We start from the raw sequence: 22,590 nt of genomic DNA, 5'->3' as shown, positions 1-22,590 counted from the left end.
TTCCTTATGTCAGCTTCACTTAATTCTAGCCAAATTACTTAGCTACCTTCACTTTAATTACCTTGATCAGACTAAAGACAGCAGTGAAGGGGATAGTAATTAAGGTTATTGGCAACAAGAGAGTGGAAATTCCTGGCTGTCCTAGGGCTATGTATTCATTCGCTATCACAACTGTTATTAAAGATGAAAGGATTACTAAAACAAGGATTAACACCCACCTTCTCTTGCTGAATTCCCTTGAAACCAAGAACGAAATAAGTATTGAAGGAGAGGCTGAAAGAAATGCGCCAAATCCTAACAGTGTGTCACCAAATACGTAGATTTGGTTAGCTTCCAAATAGAAAATTATGTAGTCTATTATAGGTAGTACCACAGTAAGTAAGATGGGTAACCAAAAACTCCCGATAAATTTACTCAGAAGGTAACCTACAACACTAAGGACAAGCACACCAATGATTAATCCCTCTAGAATTGGTATTGACTCACCTACATAACCTCCGTAGTTAATGACACCAATGAAATCTAGAATGGATCCCCCCATGCTTGAGATTAACAGAAAACCAAGAATACATATGGCTAATTGCTCCACCACTCTAAACAACTTACTGGACTCTCTCAGTGAATATTTCTGTGAGACAATCGCCGCTAACAACTGTATACCTCCAATTAATAATAAGAATTGAGGTGTCAAGGGTAGAGGAGTGTAACTCACATTATTGGTTACGTAAACTTTCGAAGATATAGAGGCTAAAGTAAGGTTAGTAGACCCTGAACGTGGACAACCAAGTTTGTTAAATGGTATTTGTGGTGGGAGAGGAAATAGTTTACCTAAATTACTGTACTCCTGTACAACGCTATTATTGAATGTGAAATAAGGTGAGGAGGGAATGGGAAAACCTGACATATTTACTGGAGGTCTTGGAGGTTGAGTGAAATTGAAGAAATCTAGAGGGAGATAACTATTTAATACAAACTTATTAAGAGCTGGTAGACCCCAATTATAATCTATAAAGGCTATTAAGCTAGCATGTGTCAAGAGTGTATTTGAGATATAATCTTCCTTGCTGTAAGGTGATATAACTATTAAAGGAACTCTCTCACCCAACTGTTGTCCTTGAAATACAGGAGGAGGTACATGGTCATAATAACCTCCTGCCTCATCAAAGGTTATAAATATAGCAGTACTGATCCACTCAGGACTCCTCATTATTGCATTAACGATGTAGAGTAACCACATTTCACCTTGTAACACATTTGCAGGAGGACCCATATCTGTCGTCGGACTTGGTAAAATCCATGATACTGATGGGAGAGTACCGTTATTCAATTGGTCTATGAAGGTAGACCAACTGCGCACGTGGTTAAGGTAGTCCTTTACTCCACTGAAGTACTTTAAGTCAGATTGACCCCAATCAGAGGCGTTAAAGATGTAATATCCCCAGCTTACTCCATACTGGCTTAGTTCAGCAAATATTGTCTCATTAAACGGTATATAAGGAGGAGGACCGTAGTCGTCTATAACTGGTGAATAAGCTGCATAGAGGTAAAGATGATTGGGCGCACTCTCTGACATTACAGGAGAGAAGTAATTGTCTGCCAATCCGTATTCCTCTGCTAAATCCCACAGTGGAGCTAACTGTGACACTGTGTAGTAAGTGAGACCTTGTGGACCTGAACCTTGAAGAAAGCCATCCATCTTTCCACCGTTCCAGTCCTGGTGATACGGAATATAGCCTTCATTAGGATCCACTGTAACATAAGTGCCGTTAGGGACAGGCTTAAGCTGGCTTAGAACAGGTAATCCCAGTAAATTATTGGGTTTCATTAACTCATTGCTCAAACTTTCATTTACTCCTCCAGTTGGATAAACTCCAAAGAAGTTGTCAAAGCTGTGATTCTCCATGAATATTATTATCACATGTTTAATTGGAGTTCTGGTTTCGTTTTCAGCATAAGCTATATTTGAAATAAGAAGTAAAGCTATAAGTAGGAAGACAAACACAAGAATAGTATATTTCATTAATAATAATTATATTAACTTCGTTTATTAATATACTTGCTTCGATAATTTTATTTCCACAAGACTGAGGAGCTTCAACAGTTCAGTGAATGAAATGTATCATCAAGTAACCAACTATGTGCTTTCCTCAAAATTTGTCAGACTCTGCAGATACAAGAAATTATTTCTTATATAACACCCATGCGGACAACAGACCTTGATACCTTTTTACGCTATCAGGAAATAACGAGAATAACTCTTTGGCGCTTATGTTCCTGGGGTCAGAACCCAATCCCTTTCGAATTGAAACAAACGCTAAACCGCCCGGCTTTAATACTCTCTTTATTTCGTCAGCCAACTCTTTATGCAAAACTGTACAGCATAATACATCCTTGGAAAGGACAAAATCAATGGAGTTTGTTGGTATTGGAGAAAGGTCTCTTGACACAAGGGTTTTCACATTTCTTATCCCTTCTCTCTCCAGTTTGCTGGATAGAATCCTTATTTGCCTTTCGTCAGAGTCTAAAGCATAAACTACCCCTTTATCACCAACCTTTCTAGCTAGGGAAAATGTGTAGTACCCTGGACCACAACCATGATCCAGAACTATCATACCTGGTTTCACATAACCTATGAAATCGTCCTCACTTTCAATTAACCTCCTTAATGGTAAGGAAAGTATCAAAGGACTTATCCTTCTGTCTTCTACGTTCTTCATACGATTACATTTGTAAGTGCCATTATAAAGATTTGTGAGTGCTTTTGAAATAAACTGAATATGTACTGTCTAAAATAGCATGGATTTAATTTCCGTTATACTTGATCAACTGCTTCACGTTGCTAGTTTTTTCTCTCGTAATATTCTCGTAATATTTGATTGTCGTTACGTTTAGTGGATTCAGCACTGGCTGACTTCCTCTCCGCCCTGAAGGGCGAGGCTTTCGTCATTTTGTAAATGAGGAGAGTTAAAAATATGCTTTTTGCTATTTTTCTTCTACAAGGTTATTCCTAAGTACTCCAATTTTGCTTATTTCAGCTTCCATAACATCTCCTGGCTTCAGATATTTCCCTGTCGCTAAGGCTACTCCAGATGGAGTACCAGTTGATATCACATCTCCTGGCTTCAGGGTTATTCCGTTAGACAGGTACTCTATTATCTGGTCTACCTTAAATATCATGTCCTCAGCGTAAGCGTCTTGCCTTATTTCGCCATTTACCCTTAATGTAAGTCTTAGGTTGTTAATATTACCTATTTCATCCCTGGTCACTATCCATGGTCCCATTGGTGCAGCAGTGTCTAAACCCTTTCCATGTACCCATCTCATACCATATGGTGTCTCAGGAGGAAATTGCTTATCTCTAAAACTAATATCGTTAAATATAGTGTATCCAAACACATAATCTAGTGCCCTCGAGGAATTGACGTACTTAGCTCTTTTACCCATTATCACAGCTAACTCTATCTCATAGTCTACTTTATTTGATGCCTTAGGAAATAGTACAGGTTGATTGTGCCCAACTAAAGTGTTGTTGAACTTTGTGAAGATATATGGTTCTTTTGGAGGGTTATTGTTAGTCTCATTACCGTGAGCCTTGTAATTCACTGCTAACAAAAATATCTTCTCAGGGTCTGTTATTGGAGGATAATATATGATGCTTTCAGGGTCTAACTCAGCACTTCTCTTTCTGACACTGTCCAGCTTCTTAAAATCGTCTAAGACCTTTCTTACGAGGTATAACGAACCCTCTCCTCCCTCAATTAGATCTCTCATGTTGAAAAACCAATTAGGTGGTATAGCATCGTAGACTATCTCATAAGCCTTCACAAGGTCTATAACTTTTCCTTCATGATATACTCCGATCCTTTTCTGCTCGCCTAAGTTTGGTGAGAATTGAAGCAACTTCATAATATGACATTCTCATATAGTTTGTTATAAAACTTATTAATCCCATTCTACAAGCCTTTTTACCCATTGAAATTTATTAAATTCTTCACTCGGCATTACAGGTGAAAAAGAGCTAGTGAGTGACTTTGTCTCTCTCACCTTTTTTCTCGCTAAAGGGGCTTTTTAGAGATAGGAATCATGGAAGAGACGAAATACATCCTCTTTAAGCCGTGATTAAACATTGCAAGGATCTATCCTGTCTTTAAAGTCCTTGTCTGCGGATATTATTTTTGCCTCAAACCTTTTAGCTATTAGTAGGTGAAGTGAATCATATGGAGAAAGTCCCTCATGTTTTACTGCTTCAACTACATCCTCTTTCCTTACGTCAACTACTCTTATCGGTAGGGATAGTATTGCAAGTATCTCCTCTTCAACGTCCCTTATTCCTAGTTTTCTAAGAGCATTGGCAATTTCTAGTAGATTAACAGAATCAATAACTCCATTTATCTTTCCAGCGTATATATCCCTGACTATCCTTTTACAACACTCCCCGTACTTTTTATCATTTATCTTAGAATACACGAAGATATTACTGTCAATAAAGAATATCATCCTTCTCCCAATTCGTCTACTTTTTCTGGGCTTATCTCTTTGCTTTCTCCTTTCCCTATAAGTATAGATAAGGGATCTTTTACCTTGGCTACCTTTCTCCTGACAACTATCTCGTTGTCATTAATTACTATTACCTCAACTTCCTCTCCAGGCTTCAAGTTTATCTTCTCCCTCACCTCTTTAGGTATAGTCACCTGGAATTTCTCAGTGACTCTTGGCATATATGAGTATACGTATACGTAATATTTAAGGCTTCAATTCAACAATACTTATCACTCAGTAATAATGCACTTACTGTAGTGTTACGTCTTGATCATATTAGTCTTAACTCGATTCTGAGGAATAGTTAAACGCATTTTAGCCTTTACGAAGCCTTCGTGGGTATATGATCACACTTAATAATGACACATGCTGTTTGGTGGTACTAGAGTGAAATGAAAGCGATTGAAAAATTTCGTAAAAGAAGCTTCAGTGTCAATTCTTATTACCAATCAACTAATAAGAAATTCTTATGATTGTAGGTTTTTCAGGTAAACTCTACAAGAGATATGACGGTGACGGAATAGATCTCGTTAAAGAAGTCGTAGATGAAGCGTTGGAGATGGCAGGACTGGAGTACAAGGACATAGACGGAGTACTATCTACTTTTGGAAGAGGAGGGTTCCTTGGAAATAAGAGTTTCATAAGTGGTTCAGATCAACTGAGTGAATACTTAGGGATCAGAGCAAGATATCTCGATAATATACAGTATGGAGGACCATCAGCACTAACTATGGTTTACAGGGCTTACAAAGCAATCAGGTCAGGTGAAGCTAGTACTGTGCTTTGTGTTCAAGGTGGTAAAATATCGCAATTTAGAGATGGACTAGTGACTCCACAAAAGACGGACTTCGTGGACACTGCCTTTGATGAATTCATAAAAGTGTATACTCAGATGTCTCCCATATCAGATTACGCCATGGTAGCTTATAGACACTCTAAGTTGTTTGGAACCACAGATGAGCAAAGAGCATTGGTATCTGTGTCGCAGAGGTATAACGCCATGAGCAATGAAAAGGCTATGTTTAAAACTCCCTTAACTGTTAAAGATGTCCTTAGCTCGAGAATTGTCTCTTATCCACTTCACCTATTAGAAATAGTTTATCCTGTTGACGGTTTTCATGCATTCATTGTGAGCAAAAAGACCTCTAAATCAAGTCTGAGAAATGTGGACATATTAGGATATGGGGAAGCTCATTGGTCTAATCCCCCTCCAGAGTGGGAAGACATAATTTACACTCCTGCTGTTGAGAGCTCGAAAATGGCGTCATTTAACTTGAACAGGGTTGACGTCTTTGAGTTATATGACTCCTTTACCATAACAGTTATGCTTCAAATGGAGGATATAGGCTTAGTTGAAAAGGGTAAAGTGGGTAAGTTTGTGGAATCGAATGACCTCACATATAAGGGAAATATACCCTTAAATACTGGCGGAGGATCTCTTAACACTGGACAGCCAGCATATATGAGTGGAGGAGTAATACTAGAAGAGGCTCTTCTTCAATTGAATGGAATGGCTAAGGGAAGACAAGTAAAGGATGTTAATACCGCCTTCCTAAATGGTATTGGATGGTGGAGCAGAAGACACTCCGTAACATTAGTGTTAGGTGAGAAGAAATGAGATACGAGGAGTTGATTAAAGCGTATTTGGATAGTTTTGAAAACGAGAGATTACCCTACATTAAATGTACCAAATGCGGTAAGGTCTTTTACTACCCAAGGACATTCTGCATTGATTGTAACAGCACTGATTTACAAGTGAAAACAAGTGAAGGGAAAGGGAAAATATTCGCCATGACCAAGTTCAACAATACTATATATGGAATAGTTGAGTTAAAAGAAGGGTTTAGACTATACACTAATATTATTGATGAAAATGGTGAAGCGGATATAGGAGTTGATGTGGAGGTAAGGTTTGTAGTTGGTAATGGCGGAAAGAAGTTCCCAGTATTTAAGGTTATCTGAGATAGATCCTCAAATGAAAAAGATGAGAAGAAAACGTCTAATATCCATGAAGCCGTGGCTTTCTTTTAAGTCACTTTATTCTCTCAAATTCTTCATAGAACTTTAGAGCGTGCTCTATTGCCTTATAGTAGTTGTCCACTGTTATGTTTTCATTTGGTGCGTGGGCATTTGAGGACGATGTACCTGCTCCTATTGCACTCACAATCTCGTTAATACCTAGGTCGTAGAATATCCCCATTGGCTGAGTACCTGCGGAGTTTGGTATCACCACAGGTTCTACTTTATACACCTCTTTTGCTGAACTGATCATCGCTCTAGCCACTTTAGTCTTAGGACTAGTTCTCACAGGTTTTTCTAGTCCCATGTCTATAATTTCTACCTTCTGATCGATCCTCTTCACATGTTCAACTAATTCATTGAAGATCTTCTTTGGGTCTTGCTTAGGCACTAGGCGGAAGTCCATCTTAACGTATACATGTGATGGTACTATAGTTTTACTCCCCTTACCAATGTAGCCTGAATATATACCGTCAATATTACATGTGGGCTCGGTAAACAATGCCTTAACTACCTCTTTTCTCTCCTTATGCTTTAGAGCATAAGCTCCCAATGACTTTCGTAATTCCTCAACATCCACGTCGTATTTGTCCAACAACTCCTCCACATCCTTACTGATAGGCTCAATCTCGTCATAAAATCCTTTGATCTTTACCTTCTCACCGTCATATATGGAGTTTAGTATTTCTACCAATTTCCATACTGGGTTATAAACGATCGGTGCATTGGATGAGTGAACATCCCTCTCCCCTGTCCTAACCCTAATTTCAACGTAAACTAAGCCTTTGACTCCAAGGATTATCATTGGTCTGCCTTTGGTATCAAGCCCTGCACCTTCCATTATTACAGCATCAGCCTTTAACCTGTCCTTGTTTCTGTCTACAAAATGATGTAAGTTTATACTGCCTATCTCCTCTTCCCCTTCAAAAACAAACTTGAAGTTAAGCTTTCCCTTATACCTGGAGAAAGCCATGAGCCTAGCCATTAGAGTTCCTTTGTTATCAGAAGCTCCTCTAGCGTAAATGTAGTTATCCTTTACCGTAGCAGAAAATGGATCATATTTCCACTCATTTAGAGGATCAACAGGTTGGACATCATAGTGATTGTAGACCAATAATGTCTTATCTCCACCATTATTAGCCTCTCCATATACAACAGGGTGACCTGGTGTCTCCTCAATCCACGCATTAATTCCCAAGTCTTTCATGAAATCCTTTAACCATGACGCAGTGTCCCTTACCCCTTCCCCTGTAGCAGAAACTGAGGGATGTTTTAAGAACTCCAAGAGATTTTTTAATGCTTTTTCGTTTTCCATACATAAATATTTGTGAAGAGATAAATAAGCATGATTTTAAATTTGAACTCTTTTTATTAATTTTAAAGGAAATTGCGGAGAGACTTCAAGATGGATTGGGAATTTTTTAACAACGTGCCTTTCTTCATGAACTATTTTTATCTGTTCCAAAAGTTATGTGTAGTTATAAGATGAGCTTAAACGTTTCTTTATAACGTCTACTTCTCTGTGTACTTCCAGTTAAACCTAAAATTCCTAAAGGAAATATACACGTGTAAATAAGAATGTATGAACCATATACGTAGTCTCACTCAGCACTTTGTGTTAACAATGACTTGGCAGTCTTGAATATTTCTTCTAACATTTCTATTGTTAATCTTCTTGTCCTAACATTCCTAGGGCTAGGGTGATAAGAACCTATCAAATAAACCATGTTTCCATTTTTCACTAGTTTAACTATTTTCCCGTGATTGAATTTACGGTCACCTTTCAATTCGTATCCTTTACTCTTAAACAGATTTATGAGAGAATCCCAAGCTACCTTGCCTAAAGCCACGTAAACTTTAGCCTCTGTCAACATTTTTGTCTCCTCCTCAAGATATGACACACAATTTCTAATTTCTCCCGTAGTGGGCTTATTCTCAGGCGGAACACACTTTACCGCTGCAGTAATGTACACATCATTAAGTTTTAGTCCATCATCACGCGATACAGAATATGGTTGATTTGCTAGTCCAGTGTCGTAGAGAGCTTTAGTGAGGTTATTTGAGCTTTCGTCCCCTGTAAACACCCTTCCTGTACGGTTACCCCCATTTCCCGCAGGCGCCAAGCCAACAATCACAATTCTGGAATGAAGGTCGCCATTGGGAGGAACTGGTTTCCTCCAATAGTTTTGCGGAAAGGAATTCCTATGCTGTACTAACCTGGGGCACTTACTACATGACAACAGACTTGATAAAAAATTTTGATAACTAGACATAGTATGATACTGGAATTACTTGAAATAAATGTTTTTAACTACATAGTAGAACATTTGTGATTGCTTACCTTTACGTAGATACAGGGTAGCCAAGTGAAAAGTGGTGTTCTAAATCCTTTAGTTTCTATATGTAGCTCAATAGTGACTTAATGTTTTTAAAGCCTTACACTGAAGCTATTAATGCTACGACTATGATCTCGTTATTTACTTTTATTCATTTATTCATTAACTGCTTTAGTTAGAGAACCTAGCAGTTCATTAAAACTAGTTCTCTAATCTACTAACTTTTTAACCACATTGTATAACATTAACGAAGTTTGATATACTAATGCCAATGATCCCACAAGGATAAATATATCTGGAATTAGCATTGGGATATTAAGATTAACATATCTTATAAGTAAGAATGAGGATGTAGTATACATCCCCATAGGGAATACAGCCCCCCAGAACTGTGGATCATATACGAGTAGTGGTACTCTGTTTATCACATGTTTCCATATTCCCATATATATGAGCCATGGAATCCACCAAGTTCCCGTAGACCATAATAGTATTATAAACGTTAGAATGTTTGTCCTTAAATCTCCGATATATGCTGTCTGAAGGTTAACCTTATTCAAGTAGATGAGGAGATCTACACCAGCCAAAGCACTTATTGCTGCTGCGCCTGTGATTATCCAATATGAACCTGAGGCGTCTTTAGTTTTTAGACCCTTAAGTACAATTCTTCCTAAAATAAGGGAAGTAACAATTATGTATTGGGCAACACCTATAAAGAATAAGATCAGTGATAGAGGGTAAAGGTAACTATGAAAGGGTGAAAGTATTGAGCCCAAAACCACCACGGATTGTGTAGAGGCTGGAATTAATTCCCAAATTCCGTCAACATATTCTATACTTCTATCATTAATGTTAAAGGAAATTGCTGATAAGATCGCATATTGGTAAAAGATCCATAGGATCAATCCGAACATAAAGAATGCATATGCTAAACTGTAATCTTTGAAAATCAACATATACTCTGAGCCAATTGTGTTAGTTGCAATCACCTTTGATAAGAAACCTGGACTTCTGCCTAAATCTTTTAACTCATTTAAATAACTCGAGGGGTGGTAAACCCACCTAATTACTGTAATCACCCATAATGCGAAGTATATAACATTACTGAGATATGATAATAAGTAAGAGAAAACGTAGTAATTGTATAGAAAAAATGCTATAGAAAAGATACCAATTGCCATTACTGAGGCAAAATATGAGGGAGGTAATTTAGAGGATTCGATTTTCAACTTACTCCAAAAAGACTGCACATTCTTATTTTGATGATAATACTGATAAAATTTTGCTGAGGAGGTCGTCTATCATTTTACTTCTAGAAATCCTTTCACCTATAATCCGAAATTGCCTCAGAATTAATAAGAAAAATTAAATATAGCTCAACAAAAATAGTTTTATATCGTTTTCTCATGAGCTTATTAAGCTTATTAATTGAGTCAGACTAGGTAAATTGGAGTTACTTGTGCCTATATAACTAATGTAGTACACACTATTTCCTTTCAGGGCATACAAGGACTCAGATAACCCGTGGGTGTAGGATGAAACTAAGTAACCGTTGACACTCTGTGGACTGCCTAGAGCGTTGTTGTAGAAGAAGTCTGATGCCTGTGAGGCTAATGGAAAAGTATACTTAACAACTATTAACACGTCTCCTGAGGAGTCATATAGCGTCTCAGATGTACTATTACTTCCCACGTGAAAACTCTGTATGGACCAACTTCCTCCTAACACACTACTAACAGCACTACTTGAAATGAACGGGTTCCTACCCACGAGAAATCCAGAAGTACCAATTATCAAAACCGCTAAGACTATTAGAACCGGAATAACGATATTCTCTTTTTTCATTATCACTCAACATAATATATGCAAATATCATTTAATAACTTTTCTCTTTAATCATTAAAACCAGTATAAGTATCTAAAGTTTTTATATAATATACATATATCTTAACATGTTAAAAAATAAGGCATCAAGTGAGAGGAGATAAAGATTATATCACTTCGCTGTTTTTGGTATTCTGAAGTTAGTTCTAGATACTTAACACAAAAACCGGTTCCTTCTTCAACACATGATAGATATGTATATAAGTTACAGTCCTTTTTGGGTTAACATATATATGGTGAGGAGTTATTAGCTTAGATAAACTGCATATAACTTCTGACTTATCACTTGAACTGAAATAACTGAGAGATTTTTAGATTACGACAAAAAAAGTACAATCACACTCTCTCCATGTCTCTGCATAATAGGCTTAGAAATACTCGTTTCTTTAGAATAAAATTCTCAAATTTTACAAGAGGAGGGACAAGTTATTTACCAGTATTATTAATGAAATTCCTGTTCCGACTAATAAAACCGTATCCATTTTAGTGTATTTATAGAGAAGATAAACTGCACCCAATACTCCTACTTTAATAAGCAAGAAGATAACGACAAATAATGAAAACGGAAGTGTTGAGTAAAGCCCACTTATTAGAGGATTACCCTCTACCAGCCCTTTAGATAAACCAATAACAGTGGTCAAAACGTCTAATGTCATCAGCGTACTTAAAGGATACATCAGAAATTGCTTCATGAAATTATTTTAGTTCATTTTCCTTAAAAATACGATATATAAACTTACATGCATTTATGTTCAGATATCTACATTTATATTTTTCAAAAATATCATTTAATAAAGAAAATGAAAAATATAATAGATTAAAGAAGAATATGAATAGACTAGTGTAGCGTTATTGATAGCCAACTCTTTTAGGGTAATTACGTTGGGCAGTTGTAAAGACTAAGAGGTAAATGGGAAGCTATCTCAAAATCTTGTTAAAACCTATGGCATTTATATTCTCTCAGATATACTTCTATATATGTGGATAAAAAACCCAGTTGACCTCATCTATTTTGAACATTGCATCTTGAGGGTGAGATACTCCATAGGTTTGTCCCTATTAAACGACGACGAGAAAAATGCCATCAACGTAATAAAGAAGACCCATGAATTTGTTGTGAACTGGCATGCTAAAATTGAGGATAAATATATTTTCCCTCTGTTCGGTGAAAAAGCAAAACCTTATTCCAATGATCACTTGCTTATTGAAAGATATGGAAACTCAGCTATTCAACAGAGAAATATAGAGTGGATAAAAAGATATGTGAAGATAGTGCTGGATCATAACCTAAATGAAGAGCGTAATATCTTCATAGACAAAGTTCAAGCCCAAGATGTTATGAATGCAATACTGAAGGAAATGAGGAGTTATCCCTCCTATGAGGAGATTACTGGGCTGAAAATTGATTTGGAATAGTACCACAAGTTAACTAACTCTAAAATAACAGCTCAAATACCCGTAAGTTTAAGGGTCAGTGTTTTATAATTATAAATACTGAAGTTCACTTATGAAAAGCTATATCCCTATCCTGAGTAATGAAACAAGAAGAGCTATATATTCAGAAGTGTTAAAGTACCTTCCTCCAGTAAGAGTCAAAGAGATAGTGGGTGAACATGCTAAAACCTATTTTTGGAGTAGCAGAGCAAAAATCTCTGATGAGACAATAGAAAAGTTAATGCAAAATCTTCCTACAGAACTGAAATTAAGAATACTTGATATGATTGAATCTGAGATTAAGATGGTTTTAGAGCAAATAGAAGATGAAAAAAGGAAATTGAGGGATGAAGCATGATAATATGGGGTTGTGTATTCCACTTTAATGCATGATCATTTTGCCTTTAATAAGGGTAAAAGCTTTCATGAAGAGATTAACGTGTTAGAAGAATTATGACCCTAGAGGACTTCGAACTTAATGTTGTCATATCCTTAACCTGCATATAAATTTTATTAATTTAGCCTCTCTAATTTACACTGTGCCTAAAGAACTAACTCCATTAGAACAATTACAGTTGCTTATTCCAGGATATAGAGGGTATAAAATCAAGGATTTGATAAGGCAAGATGACTTTCTAATAAGGCAGTCAACAATAGCAAAACTACAAAATGCAATAAACAATTTATCAACCATAGAATCACAAATCGCCTCTTCTAACCCCTTTTCCTCTATCTTGAAACGCATAGAGTCCATAATTTCTGAAATTAGGACGCTAATAGGCATGATCCAGTCTTCGCAAGGAGGAGGAGCAGATATTTATGCCCGATATAAGATCCAGACGGAGCAACTAGATGAAATAGTTAAAAACGACTTACAGATGGTATCTATAGCTGACCAAGTTTATAATCTATCCCTCTCATTGGACAACCTTGAGGGAATTATCCCTTTATTGGGACAAATTCGTCAAGTTATAATTTTAAGACATAAGTTGTTCTTTCCTGTAGAATATAGATAGAAAACTTTAATTGTCGCACAAAAGAGAATATTAAGATGAGTTTATGTCCATATCAATAAGGGGTCAAGTTATATCGACCGAAATGGAAAACGGAACTTCATTCATGTCTCCAGATGTGATTGTTTTCAGATATCCCAAAGAGAACATCACTTCAAAATCACTAATAATTGTTCAACCAACAGAGCAAGCCGTTGTGCTTATACAGGGGCAAATCGCCGCTGTCTTACCTGCTGGAACTCATAATATACAATCTCCACAAAACCCTCTTTCGAGCATTTTATCAAAATTTAGATATAATACATTACCCTATGACACTATTGTCTACTTTGTCTCCCTTACCAGACATGAGGTCAAAGTTTCAGGTGTTAGTCAAACTGATGACCTAGTCCCTTTAGAATATGAGGTCGCTGTGTATTATAGAGTGTCAAACCCAGGACTCCTAGTGACAAACATACAGTTTTCCTCTCAATATTTTAGAGATGGTGAACTTGCAAATTACATTTCTCCGGTAATTGACCAGGAAGTTAGTCAAGTACTAAACCACGTTAAATTGGTGGACGTGTTCAAAAGGTTCGCAGACATTTCCACTGCAGTAACAGCAGGGTTAAAGACTTTTCTAGCTGAAATAGGTGTTGATTTAATATCAGTAAGAATAACAAAGCTAATCCCACAAGATCCAGAATTGAGAAGGATTCTGCAATTGAGAGATCTGGGCATAGAAGTATATGATGCAGTCAGACTAGGGTTAGCTAGGATCTTAGCTGAGAGTAGAGATCCATCTAGCGTAAATATGGCTCTGGGAGTACCATATTTCCCACAGCTCTCAAGTCTAGTATTAGGTAGCTACTTCCCATATAGCTTACCCTCCACTACCCCTCAACAACAACAGCTTCCACAATTACAGACAGTCTTAAAACAAGTTTTAGGAGGAGGTAGTCAAAGTAGTGAGACCAGCAACAAGTAGACTATTAGGATGGAATATAATAGCTGGAATAGGCTATTCTTTTATTTTGACAATTCTCATGATACTGATATCGTTACTGATAAAGGCATTTTATCCTCCCACAGGTATACAATTTTCTCCTATAATTTCACTTTACAGTTCACCTGCTCTAGGTATCATACAACTAATTTTACTTGGATTATTTGGAGCCTTCGTCAGTCCTATTAGGACAAGTGTTGCCGAAGAGAGCTTAAAACAGGTAAGAAAGTTAGGAATATATACTGTAATAGGTTATTTAGGTTTCTCATTACTTCCTTACTTATTTGTTGTACCATACCTACAAACTTATATTGGATTAGTCATAGCGTTTAACATCTTAAATGGTGCTTTTTCGGGGACTTTGACTTCAGTCTTATGATAAAAATATTAATGGATAACGAGACAAGAACTCATTTAAACTATTTTTATTACTAAATACGAATAAAAAATAATAAATTGAAAAATATCTTGATACTACCTGGCTAACCCCACATATAACCTGGGGGTGACGAGGAAGACGATGTGGACGTGGTAGTTGATGAAGATGGTAGTGTAATAGAATTGGTGATTACAGCATATGGAGTGGAAATAGTACTTGAAACTATTAGGTCAACCCACATGCCGTTTTTTGCATGACCTTGAATTCCGCATGCTATCCAATAGTATCCAGCCGGAATATTCTCCAGCATTCCAGATGCCTCATTACCGCTTGAAACACCAGAATTGTAGTAGTTGGAAGGACCGTCTCCTACATATAGTATTATCTTTCCGTCACTTGATATGTTAATGCTATTAGGTATTGGCGTGTTATTTTGCACAATGTTAGCATTATGAGGAAGAGATTCTGTGTTCTTTAAAATTACCATTACGTTCCATCCTGCTGGGACATATATTTTAAGAGAGCCATCAGAAGTACCGTTGAAGTTGAACAGATTTGAGGAAGATGATGAGACAACTAGATATATAAAGACTGTCTTATTGCTGGGGTTATAAGGTAAGGCATAAGCTCCTGAGGGCAATGATGAAGATATGGATGAGGAGCTTAATTGTGAAGTACCATTTGATGTACCACCTATTCTTGTTGCCAGGTATACTGCAACGCCAAGTACAACTATTATTACCACTATTATTGCTATTAAGGTTGAAGTTTTCATAAATGATGATAATTATGTAGATAGCTTTAAATTTTTGCCAAAATTAATTCTCATGTCCTAAAATAGGGAACTTTACTTCATAAACTGCTACCATTATATTCACGTAATGAAACTAATTTAAAGGACGAAAAATTCATTTAAAATTTGGAATAAAAAATAATAAACAGTATATATTCAATCTTCATAATGAAAAGAATACTATTATTTTCACTTATAATGAGCACATTAGCCCCTGGAATTCTGGCTACAGTACACTTTTCTCCTTTTATTTCCTTGTTCTCTATAGCTCTAGGTTTCGATATCGCCTATATAACCTATTTACTAGTGAACGTAGACTGGAACTACTCCGGGCTTTATGGTTATACTAAAAGACTAAGCCCTTTGGTGTCTAAAGTTTTTCTGGGCAGTTGGCTAGTAAGTTATTATCTTTATGTCATATACACACCATTGTATATTACGTATTATGTTTTAAACCTGTCAGGGTTAGACGCTATCCTCTTAACGTTTATCCTAGTAAGCCTATCCTCAATTTTAGCGGTTACTGAATATGCTTACTACGCTTTTCCGGTTATAATGTTGACACAAATTGTATTGGTCTTACCTGTGGGGTGGAAGTTTAACGTTAGTGTCTTCCCTACTTCAATATCCTACTTATTCCTCAACATACTCTCATCGTCCTTAGTTGTAGTATGTATAACCCTTTCCACATTTATAAAGGGCGATAAGCGTTTTTCCCATTATATTCTTTTAGGCTATGGTATTTCGTCAATATTTTTACTTTATGGATCCTTTATGATGCCTAATGCTATCTCCGTGTACGGTACAAGCTTAGGTAACTTCGGTCTAATCCTAGCTGAATTCCTCATGCTAAATAATCTTTTAAAACATGAACTTAGAGTGAAGAAGAACAAAATATATATTCTCTCTGTTACGGCAATTGTCCTCTCTACGCTAGGGACTTTAGATTATGAATTTTTCTATATATACTTAATATACCCCTCAGTAATGTTATTATACTTGAGTCTCCTCCTCTCTTTTCCCTCTCTATTCAAGTTTTATAAATCCCTTTCGTATCGATTCTTAGGACTCCTCTCCCTGTTACCTTTTTCCTATGGCATTTATAGTGTGGTAACTTCATCAGGTATACTATCAATTCAGATTATGACTTTGGGTACCTTAGCCCTAATAGTTACCCTTAGTTTAGTCCTTGGTAAAAGATATAGTTCTCGGTTATAACATCATGATACAAAATAAACTTAAACAAATAGAGCTTGAAATATCCTTAAAGAAGGAAAAAGGGGAGAAAAAACATGTTTATATTTTAATCAACAAGTCTTTTACACTAGCTCCTCTGTCTTAACCCCTGTTCTAGGTCTCCAGCCCACTCCATATGCAATAGCCGTACCGATTAGTCCTATTGCAACGTTAATTATAACGGAGATTGCACCTATATACATAACTCCTATAGGTGTTATAAAGGATGTGGTCTTTATCGGTCCAAAGTGATTTGCTAACAGTGTTAAATATATTCCACTAAATATACCTGCCACCCATCCCGCAATCAGCGAGTGGCTATTAAGCTTGTGAGTATATAATCCAAGGAATAGTGGTGGAAGGGTTTGAAGTATTATCACACCGCCCAGTAGCTGTAATTGTATTGCATAAGTTGCAGGTACAGTAAATACAAGGGCTAGTGCAATGAACTTAAACGCAGTGGATATCCATTTGGCTAATGACGACTCAGTGTTAGGGGACATATTAGGCTTTAACTCCTTTATTATATTTCTGGTCAGTAGATTGGCTGCACCTATAGCCATTATTGCAGCAGGAACAAGCCCACCAATGAATATTCCTAGTAATGCTACGCCCACAAACCAGTCTGGCATGGTGTAACCAATTAGGGCTGGAACTGCGACAGCTCCGCTCTTTGCATGAATGATAAAATTCAAGACATTGATATTTGCGTAAACCAAGATTCCAAATAGAGCTATAATAGCCAATATTAGAGAGTAAAATGGTTGTAAGGCTAAGGATATCTTTAACGACTTTTTAGAGTCTGCACTGACACTTCCATTAACAGCATGTGGGTAAAGGTATAGAGCAAAAGCACTACCTATAGCTAACGAGATATAGGCAAGATTATTTGACATCGTGCTCTGTAGATACTGGTAAAATATGGGTTTGTTAACCCCATTTAAAGCAGCGTTCACTTGACTACTATAAGTTGCAGCATTGCTAAAGGCAGCTGAGAACCCACCAAATGCTAAAGGAACGTAAATTGCGACTGTAATCACTGTAGCTAATATTATTATGTCCTTGTAAACTGCAGTAAGTGCAGCTCCTCTTAAGCCACTTGTAAATACGAACGCAGCTAAAATTATAAACGATACTAACAGACTAAGGTCATTCACTAACGATATGTTGCTTACACCTAGACCTAAAAGCAATATTGAAAGAGCAGCCTGCATTCCAACTATTTGTAAGGCTATATAAGGTAACTCTGCAACTACACCAGTTACAGCAACTAACCCTGCTAGGGTCTTACTATTAAACCTGTCCTTTACAAAATCCGCAGCTGTAACATAACCTTTATTTCGTGAGACTGCCCATAATCTTGGCATAAAGAGTAATGCTATAAACGCAGTTACACCAGAGTAGAATGCTGCATAAAAACCAATAGGACCGCTTGCCAGTACTAATGATGGAACTGCGATAAAGGTATATGCAGTGAATAAATCAGCTGTTAGTAAGAACCACATTAGGTATGGACCTAATTTTCTTCCTGCCAGTGCCCATTCAGGGAGTTTAGACAGATCTCCTTTTCTCCACCTACTGGCATAGAATCCGAGGTAAACGAATACGGCAAAAAGAATTATGAATATTGCCAACGAGAGAATTGAAACATGTAAGCCGTCCATAGTCTCAGTCCTTTATAACTAAAATTACAATGAAGAACACTATGGCACCTATTGGCATAAGGATCATTTGGTACCAGTAGAACATCGGCAGTCCCAAAAACGTAGGGCTTGTAGTTGAGTAAATTGGCAACAGTGAGTACAGTATAACGAACACTAGGGCTAGTACTCCTACTGTCGGGTAAAATTTTCCTGCCATTTCACTTATCTTATATTAAATTAAATATTAAGCTTAACTATTTGATTTATTATTTATATATACATAAATATTATTTTAGAGTTTAACTCGACTATTCTATCAGAAGCCTTAAATGACTAAAATTTTAAAAGAAATTAAAGAGAAAAACTTTATATTAAGCCACAATGAGATAACTCTTCATGCCTACTATAGCTCAGCAGATTTACGACCTTCTGAGCAAATACACTAACTCAATCTATGGTAATCCCGGCACAACGGAACTTCACTTTTTAAAATACCTTCCAAACAACATGGTGTACTATTTAGCTCTTCACGACGGTGTTGCAGTGGGTTTAAGTGAGGGATATTATCTGAAATCACGTAACCTGGGAGTTGTAAACCTTCATGCAGGTCCTGGACTGTCAAATGCCTTTGGATATATTTACTCAGCTTATCGTAATAAATCACCATTACTCATTATTGCTGGACAGCAACCGTCATATAGTTCTCCAGAGGAGCCTATGTTGTACTACAATTTCTCCTCATTACCCTCTGTAAAGGAATATGTGGAGATTAAAAACAGTAAGGAGACGATCAAGTTCATGAACAGAGCCATAAGGACTTGTTTAACCTATCCTTATGGTCCCGTAGTAGTTTCGTTACCCTATGACATAATAGAGGATATATCAAATGAGGACGTAACCTACGGCAAAGTTGTAGAAGGGAATATATGCTCCGAGTCTGTAATAATTGACACGGTCGAAAAAATCAAGAGTAGTAACCAGATTGCTATAGTAGTAGGATATGAAATTGAAATATTTGACGCCTCCCAAGAGGTTATGCATCTTTCCAATAAACTGAACTGCCCAGTATATGCTGAACCTTATTTGTCCAGATCTTCAGGTATAAGAGTAAATGAAACCCTACCCACGAGAGCCAGTGAGTTAAACAAGATAATAAGGAATTATGATCTAGTCCTAGTCCTTGGGGCTGAACTTCACAGAGTACTCTATATGGATGAAGACATTCACTGGAAGAACGTGATCCAGGTCACATCAGATGTAAACGAAGCTAGGAAAAGACCGTGGAACACTACAGTGTGTAATTTGAAGTACTTTACGAGCAAACTTAATGAGCTGATTACCCCTAGAAGTAGTCCAAGTAGGGTTATACAGAGGCAGAAAAGGAGAAACGAAAAGATAAGTAATATGCTTAAATTACTCTTGAGTTACACTGATGGTTACACTGTGTTTGGTGAAGCCTCTTCACAAGGTGAAGAAATAAGAGAGCTATTCTCTTCGACAAGATTTTACTCTAACAGGTCTGGTCTACTAGGATGGGCACTTCCTGCTGGTGTCGGTTATGCGTCTGCTGGTGGAAAGTCACTGATTATAATGGGTGATGGGAGTTTCAACTATGCGCCTCAGGCAATATGGACAGCGTCAAGATATGATTTGAAAGTCAAGATACTGGTTATAAACAACAGTGGGTATGAGGCTTTAAGATCCAGGGCAGGATACGAACGCGACTTCTTCTCTCCTGAAACACACCCTTGGAGGATGGCAGAGGCTTATGATTTTACGGCGAAGGAGTTTGAGGACTACCAGTTAGCCGTAAAATGGTTAATGGAAGGAGAGGAAAGGAAGCTAGCTGAAATTAGGGTAGAAGAATAGGTGAGTGCTACGTGTTTTTTCAGTCTGCATAATAAGGTCTACTATAAACCTACTGTTTCAATAAAGTTATTTCTAGTTAGTAACTTTAACATTTATATATTTTTATTATACTAGAAATTATGAGAAATTAAAGAGTATTAACTTAATTAATTAGCCATAAATTGGTTTCTTCACCTTCCTAAAATCTTTACCAAAAATATTTTCATACGATTACCCTTTGCTGATATAGTAAAGTTAAGATTATAAAAATATATTCTCCAGCTAGAGTTGTGTTTCTATTTCAAGACAACAAATCCTCTAAGTCCACAGGCACCTTCATTATTCTTCTCCTTATAACATCCTCAATTGCACTGGTAACCGCAGCAGTTGCCACACCCACAGGAATCTCTCCTATTCCTTTAACACCATATGGAGTAACCTGTGATGGAGTAGGAACTACATTCACCTCAATATCTGGTAAATCCGCTGCAGTTGGCATACCGTAATCAGCAAGGTTTGTAGTAAGCAAATTACCATTTTCGTCATAAAGATATCTTTCATATAAAGCCAATGCAATACCAGTAGCTGTACCACCTATTACCTGTTCTTTGACTAGATCTTCGTCAATTGGATTACCTGGGTCAATGTATACTACATGCTTTATGGGTTTAATCTTACCGTCTTCAATTCTTACAACTGCCAAATCACAGGCAAAAGGATACGCATTAAACCTGTATTTGCCCTGAAGAGTATAGGTAAACTCTACTTCCTCTCCCTCAAACTGGGTGATTTTGACCTTTCCCCCTTTTTCACCAACAAAGTGTCCGTTCTCATATGATACCTTATCCCCCAAAATAGCCTCAGCTTTCCTCCTAGTTTTAGCCTTTAATTCCTCTACAGCTCCTGAAACTGAGCCATAAGTGAATGCAGCCATCCTACTTCCTCCAGGTCCAAAAGACGTGGGTAACTCAGTGTTATCTAGAGCCTCATATGTTATGTCATCAGTTGGTAAACCTAAAAGCTTTGAAGCCAGATAGACTGCTGTATGTTCATTCCCTTGTCCCTCTGCTCCAAAACCTAAACCAATTACGATTTTGCCGTTCTTTACTTTTATCTTTACTCTCTCACTTCCCGATGGTGTGCTAGGGTCTGTAGATAGCGCTATCCCAACTCCAGTCCTCTCATCTCTCATTGAAAATATGTCCTTCCTGGACAAAGCTAATTCTAAAAGACCTTTTGGATTTCCGGAATCTATATATGCAAAACCTGTGTCATAGGGGAATGTGTCAATGGCATTGATTTTCCTTATTTCAGCTCTACTAATACCTAAGTCGTCAGCTATAGCGTCCATGACTCTCTCTAAAGCCCATGTATGTGGAGGAGTGCCTGCTCCCCTGAAAGCACCTGGTGGGTTCTTGTTTGTTGCAACTAAAGTCCCTGTGTACCTGATGTTAGGTATTTTATATGGTCCGGTAAGGAAACCTAAAGGTTTGAATGCTTGACCTGAATCTATTGATGCACCCACATCTTCCCACAAATGGATGTCGAGAGCATTAACTCTACCATCAGAGTTGTAATAGGCGTTGATCTTGAACTTTCTCTCAGGACCACTACTATTAGATGCTAATAAGTGCTCACTTCTGGTTTCAATCCACTTAATTGGCACCTTAAATTTCAAAGATGCGTATCCCAATACAGACAAGTACCTGACAAATGAGAACTTTGCGCCAAAACTTCCTCCCTGTCTTGCATTTTTGTGAACTACTTTAACGCCCAAAGCTTTTTGAAGCTCGTTGGAAACTACATTTCCTGCCTGCTGATTGGAAATAACTATTAAACTATCGTCTTTTGGAATTACTTGCGCACCATAAGGCTCTATTGGATTGCCTGAACTCCTTGACCAATAAAGGTTAATTTCTATGCTCTTGCCTTTATTCTCCACTTTTCCAAACTCAAAAGTTTGTTCCCTGACTACGTTACTCTTTAAATCCTCAAATATTATGACTTTGTTCTCTAAAGCCTTATCAATATTTGATATTGCCTGTAATGGTTCGTACTCTACTTGAACTAACTCTACTAGGTCTGAAGCCCTATAAGGATCATCTGCCAGGACTAACGCAACAGGCTGACCAACATATAATGCCTTATTAATCGCTAAGAGAGAAGTATTTAGACCTGCCCCTTCCCTTTCTCCTGACCCCACACGTTTTGTAACAATGTCTTTGCCTGTAAGAACTAGTGCACCTCTATTCACCGCATCTGTGGGGTCTATCTTAAGTATTCGAGCATGAGGATACGGACTTCTGAGGAAGAAGGCGAATTTACCCTTAAATTCAAGGTCGTCAACATACCCTCCTCTTCCTATTAATGAATTATAAACATCTACTCTTTTCATGAAATGATATTGCCGTATAGGAAGCAAATAAATCTATCTACGAACCAACCTAAATGCAAACTACGTCTCTTTTACATGGGTACACT

The 22,590-nt window shown here is 37.2% G+C and carries 23 protein-coding genes; 9 read left to right on the top strand and 14 right to left on the bottom strand.

All coding sequences use genetic code 11. The features are described 5' to 3' along the window. Positions 1-34: 34 nt before the first annotated feature. The 5 genes from SUSAZ_08395 to SUSAZ_08375 all read right to left on the bottom strand — a co-directional run bounded on the left by SUSAZ_08395 (position 35) and on the right by SUSAZ_08375 (position 4,718). On the bottom strand, positions 35-2,020 hold the full coding sequence (locus SUSAZ_08395) for a phosphoesterase (GenBank protein AHC51955.1): 1,986 nt from the start codon (positions 2,018-2,020) through the stop codon (positions 35-37). Between the two features lie 160 nt (positions 2,021-2,180). Beyond that, positions 2,181-2,624: a type 11 methyltransferase gene (locus tag SUSAZ_08390; protein ID AHC51954.1), complete on the bottom strand. Its 444-nt coding sequence runs from the start codon at positions 2,622-2,624 to the stop codon at positions 2,181-2,183. A gap of 358 nt (positions 2,625-2,982) precedes the next feature. After that, the gene (locus SUSAZ_08385; GenBank protein ID AHC51953.1) at positions 2,983-3,906 is read right to left on the bottom strand and encodes a 2-hydroxyhepta-2,4-diene-1,7-dioate isomerase; all 924 of its coding nucleotides are present in this window, start codon (positions 3,904-3,906) and stop codon (positions 2,983-2,985) included. Positions 3,907-4,119: 213 nt separating this feature from the next. Next, the gene (locus SUSAZ_08380) at positions 4,120-4,497 is read right to left on the bottom strand and encodes a twitching motility protein PilT (protein AHC51952.1); all 378 of its coding nucleotides are present in this window, start codon (positions 4,495-4,497) and stop codon (positions 4,120-4,122) included. Further along, positions 4,494-4,718: an AbrB family transcriptional regulator gene (locus tag SUSAZ_08375; protein AHC51951.1), complete on the bottom strand. Its 225-nt coding sequence runs from the start codon at positions 4,716-4,718 to the stop codon at positions 4,494-4,496. Before SUSAZ_08375 ends, SUSAZ_08380 begins: the two co-directional genes overlap by 4 nt. A gap of 290 nt (positions 4,719-5,008) precedes the next feature. Here SUSAZ_08375 and SUSAZ_08370 point away from each other — a divergent pair, with 290 nt between their 5' ends. Together SUSAZ_08370 and SUSAZ_08365 are read left to right on the top strand one after the other, a co-directional pair. Beyond that, positions 5,009-6,157: an acetyl-CoA acetyltransferase gene (locus SUSAZ_08370; GenBank protein AHC51950.1), complete on the top strand. Its 1,149-nt coding sequence runs from the start codon at positions 5,009-5,011 to the stop codon at positions 6,155-6,157. Next, positions 6,154-6,501 carry a hypothetical protein gene (locus SUSAZ_08365; GenBank protein ID AHC51949.1) on the top strand — a complete coding sequence of 116 codons (348 nt, stop codon included), beginning with the start codon at positions 6,154-6,156 and terminating at the stop codon, positions 6,499-6,501. The genes SUSAZ_08370 and SUSAZ_08365 overlap by 4 nt, the downstream gene beginning before the upstream one ends. A 70-nt stretch (positions 6,502-6,571) precedes the next feature. On the opposite strand, the gene SUSAZ_08360 is transcribed toward SUSAZ_08365, so the two are convergent. The 5 genes from SUSAZ_08360 to SUSAZ_08340 all read right to left on the bottom strand — a co-directional run bounded on the left by SUSAZ_08360 (position 6,572) and on the right by SUSAZ_08340 (position 11,470). Continuing rightward, positions 6,572-7,873, bottom strand: a complete 1,302-nt coding sequence (locus SUSAZ_08360) for a hypothetical protein (GenBank protein ID AHC51948.1) — start codon at positions 7,871-7,873, stop codon at positions 6,572-6,574. A gap of 286 nt (positions 7,874-8,159) precedes the next feature. Further along, entirely contained in the window at positions 8,160-8,831 is a 672-nt protein-coding gene (locus SUSAZ_08355; GenBank protein AHC51947.1) for a uracil-DNA glycosylase, read from the bottom strand. A 272-nt stretch (positions 8,832-9,103) separates the two neighbouring features. Further along, the gene (locus tag SUSAZ_08350; protein ID AHC52565.1) at positions 9,104-10,144 is read right to left on the bottom strand and encodes a hypothetical protein; all 1,041 of its coding nucleotides are present in this window, start codon (positions 10,142-10,144) and stop codon (positions 9,104-9,106) included. 154 nt (positions 10,145-10,298) lie between these two features. Beyond that, complete coding sequence (locus SUSAZ_08345; protein ID AHC51946.1) at positions 10,299-10,739, bottom strand: hypothetical protein; 441 nt, start codon at positions 10,737-10,739, stop codon at positions 10,299-10,301. A 446-nt stretch (positions 10,740-11,185) separates the two neighbouring features. Continuing rightward, positions 11,186-11,470 (bottom strand): membrane protein, encoded by a 285-nt coding sequence (locus SUSAZ_08340; GenBank protein AHC51945.1) that lies wholly within the window; start codon positions 11,468-11,470, stop codon positions 11,186-11,188. 286 nt (positions 11,471-11,756) lie between these two features. Here SUSAZ_08340 and SUSAZ_08335 point away from each other — a divergent pair, with 286 nt between their 5' ends. The 5 genes from SUSAZ_08335 (at position 11,757) to SUSAZ_08315 (ending at position 14,589) form a co-directional block, all read left to right on the top strand. Further along, entirely contained in the window at positions 11,757-12,194 is a 438-nt protein-coding gene (locus SUSAZ_08335) for a cation-binding protein (protein ID AHC51944.1), read from the top strand. Between the two features lie 91 nt (positions 12,195-12,285). Further along, on the top strand, positions 12,286-12,570 hold the full coding sequence (locus tag SUSAZ_08330) for a hypothetical protein (GenBank protein ID AHC52564.1): 285 nt from the start codon (positions 12,286-12,288) through the stop codon (positions 12,568-12,570). Between the two features lie 181 nt (positions 12,571-12,751). Further along, on the top strand, positions 12,752-13,228 hold the full coding sequence (locus tag SUSAZ_08325) for a hypothetical protein (GenBank protein AHC51943.1): 477 nt from the start codon (positions 12,752-12,754) through the stop codon (positions 13,226-13,228). Positions 13,229-13,271: 43 nt separating this feature from the next. Continuing rightward, positions 13,272-14,192, top strand: a complete 921-nt coding sequence (locus SUSAZ_08320) for a hypothetical protein (protein AHC51942.1) — start codon at positions 13,272-13,274, stop codon at positions 14,190-14,192. Beyond that, complete coding sequence (locus SUSAZ_08315) at positions 14,173-14,589, top strand: hypothetical protein (protein ID AHC51941.1); 417 nt, start codon at positions 14,173-14,175, stop codon at positions 14,587-14,589. The genes SUSAZ_08320 and SUSAZ_08315 overlap by 20 nt, the downstream gene beginning before the upstream one ends. Before the next feature lie 103 nt (positions 14,590-14,692). Here the strand turns inward: SUSAZ_08315 and SUSAZ_08310 are convergent, their stop codons facing one another. Then, positions 14,693-15,364: a quinol oxidase-2, sulfocyanin (blue copper protein), (soxE) gene (locus tag SUSAZ_08310; protein AHC51940.1), complete on the bottom strand. Its 672-nt coding sequence runs from the start codon at positions 15,362-15,364 to the stop codon at positions 14,693-14,695. A gap of 186 nt (positions 15,365-15,550) precedes the next feature. On the opposite strand from SUSAZ_08310, the gene SUSAZ_08305 reads away from it, so the two are divergent. Next, positions 15,551-16,600, top strand: a complete 1,050-nt coding sequence (locus tag SUSAZ_08305) for a hypothetical protein (GenBank protein ID AHC51939.1) — start codon at positions 15,551-15,553, stop codon at positions 16,598-16,600. A gap of 101 nt (positions 16,601-16,701) precedes the next feature. Here SUSAZ_08305 and SUSAZ_08300 read toward each other — a convergent pair whose 3' ends face one another. Together SUSAZ_08300 and SUSAZ_08295 are read right to left on the bottom strand one after the other, a co-directional pair. After that, positions 16,702-18,282: a sodium:solute symporter gene (locus SUSAZ_08300; protein ID AHC51938.1), complete on the bottom strand. Its 1,581-nt coding sequence runs from the start codon at positions 18,280-18,282 to the stop codon at positions 16,702-16,704. A gap of 4 nt (positions 18,283-18,286) precedes the next feature. After that, positions 18,287-18,478, bottom strand: coding sequence for a hypothetical protein (locus tag SUSAZ_08295; protein AHC51937.1), 192 nt, complete (start codon positions 18,476-18,478; stop codon positions 18,287-18,289). Between the two features lie 200 nt (positions 18,479-18,678). Between SUSAZ_08295 and SUSAZ_08290 the strand changes: the two genes are divergently transcribed. Continuing rightward, positions 18,679-20,130, top strand: a complete 1,452-nt coding sequence (locus tag SUSAZ_08290) for a benzoylformate decarboxylase (GenBank protein AHC51936.1) — start codon at positions 18,679-18,681, stop codon at positions 20,128-20,130. Between the two features lie 280 nt (positions 20,131-20,410). Here SUSAZ_08290 and SUSAZ_08285 read toward each other — a convergent pair whose 3' ends face one another. Next, positions 20,411-22,504, bottom strand: a complete 2,094-nt coding sequence (locus SUSAZ_08285) for an aldehyde oxidase (GenBank protein AHC51935.1) — start codon at positions 22,502-22,504, stop codon at positions 20,411-20,413. Positions 22,505-22,590 lie beyond the last annotated feature (86 nt).

This window comes from Sulfolobus acidocaldarius SUSAZ (genome assembly GCA_000508305.1).
In the GTDB taxonomy this organism is placed as follows: Archaea; Thermoproteota; Thermoprotei_A; order Sulfolobales; family Sulfolobaceae; genus Sulfolobus; species Sulfolobus acidocaldarius_A.
This window is presented reverse-complemented; position numbering and strand designations above follow the sequence as displayed.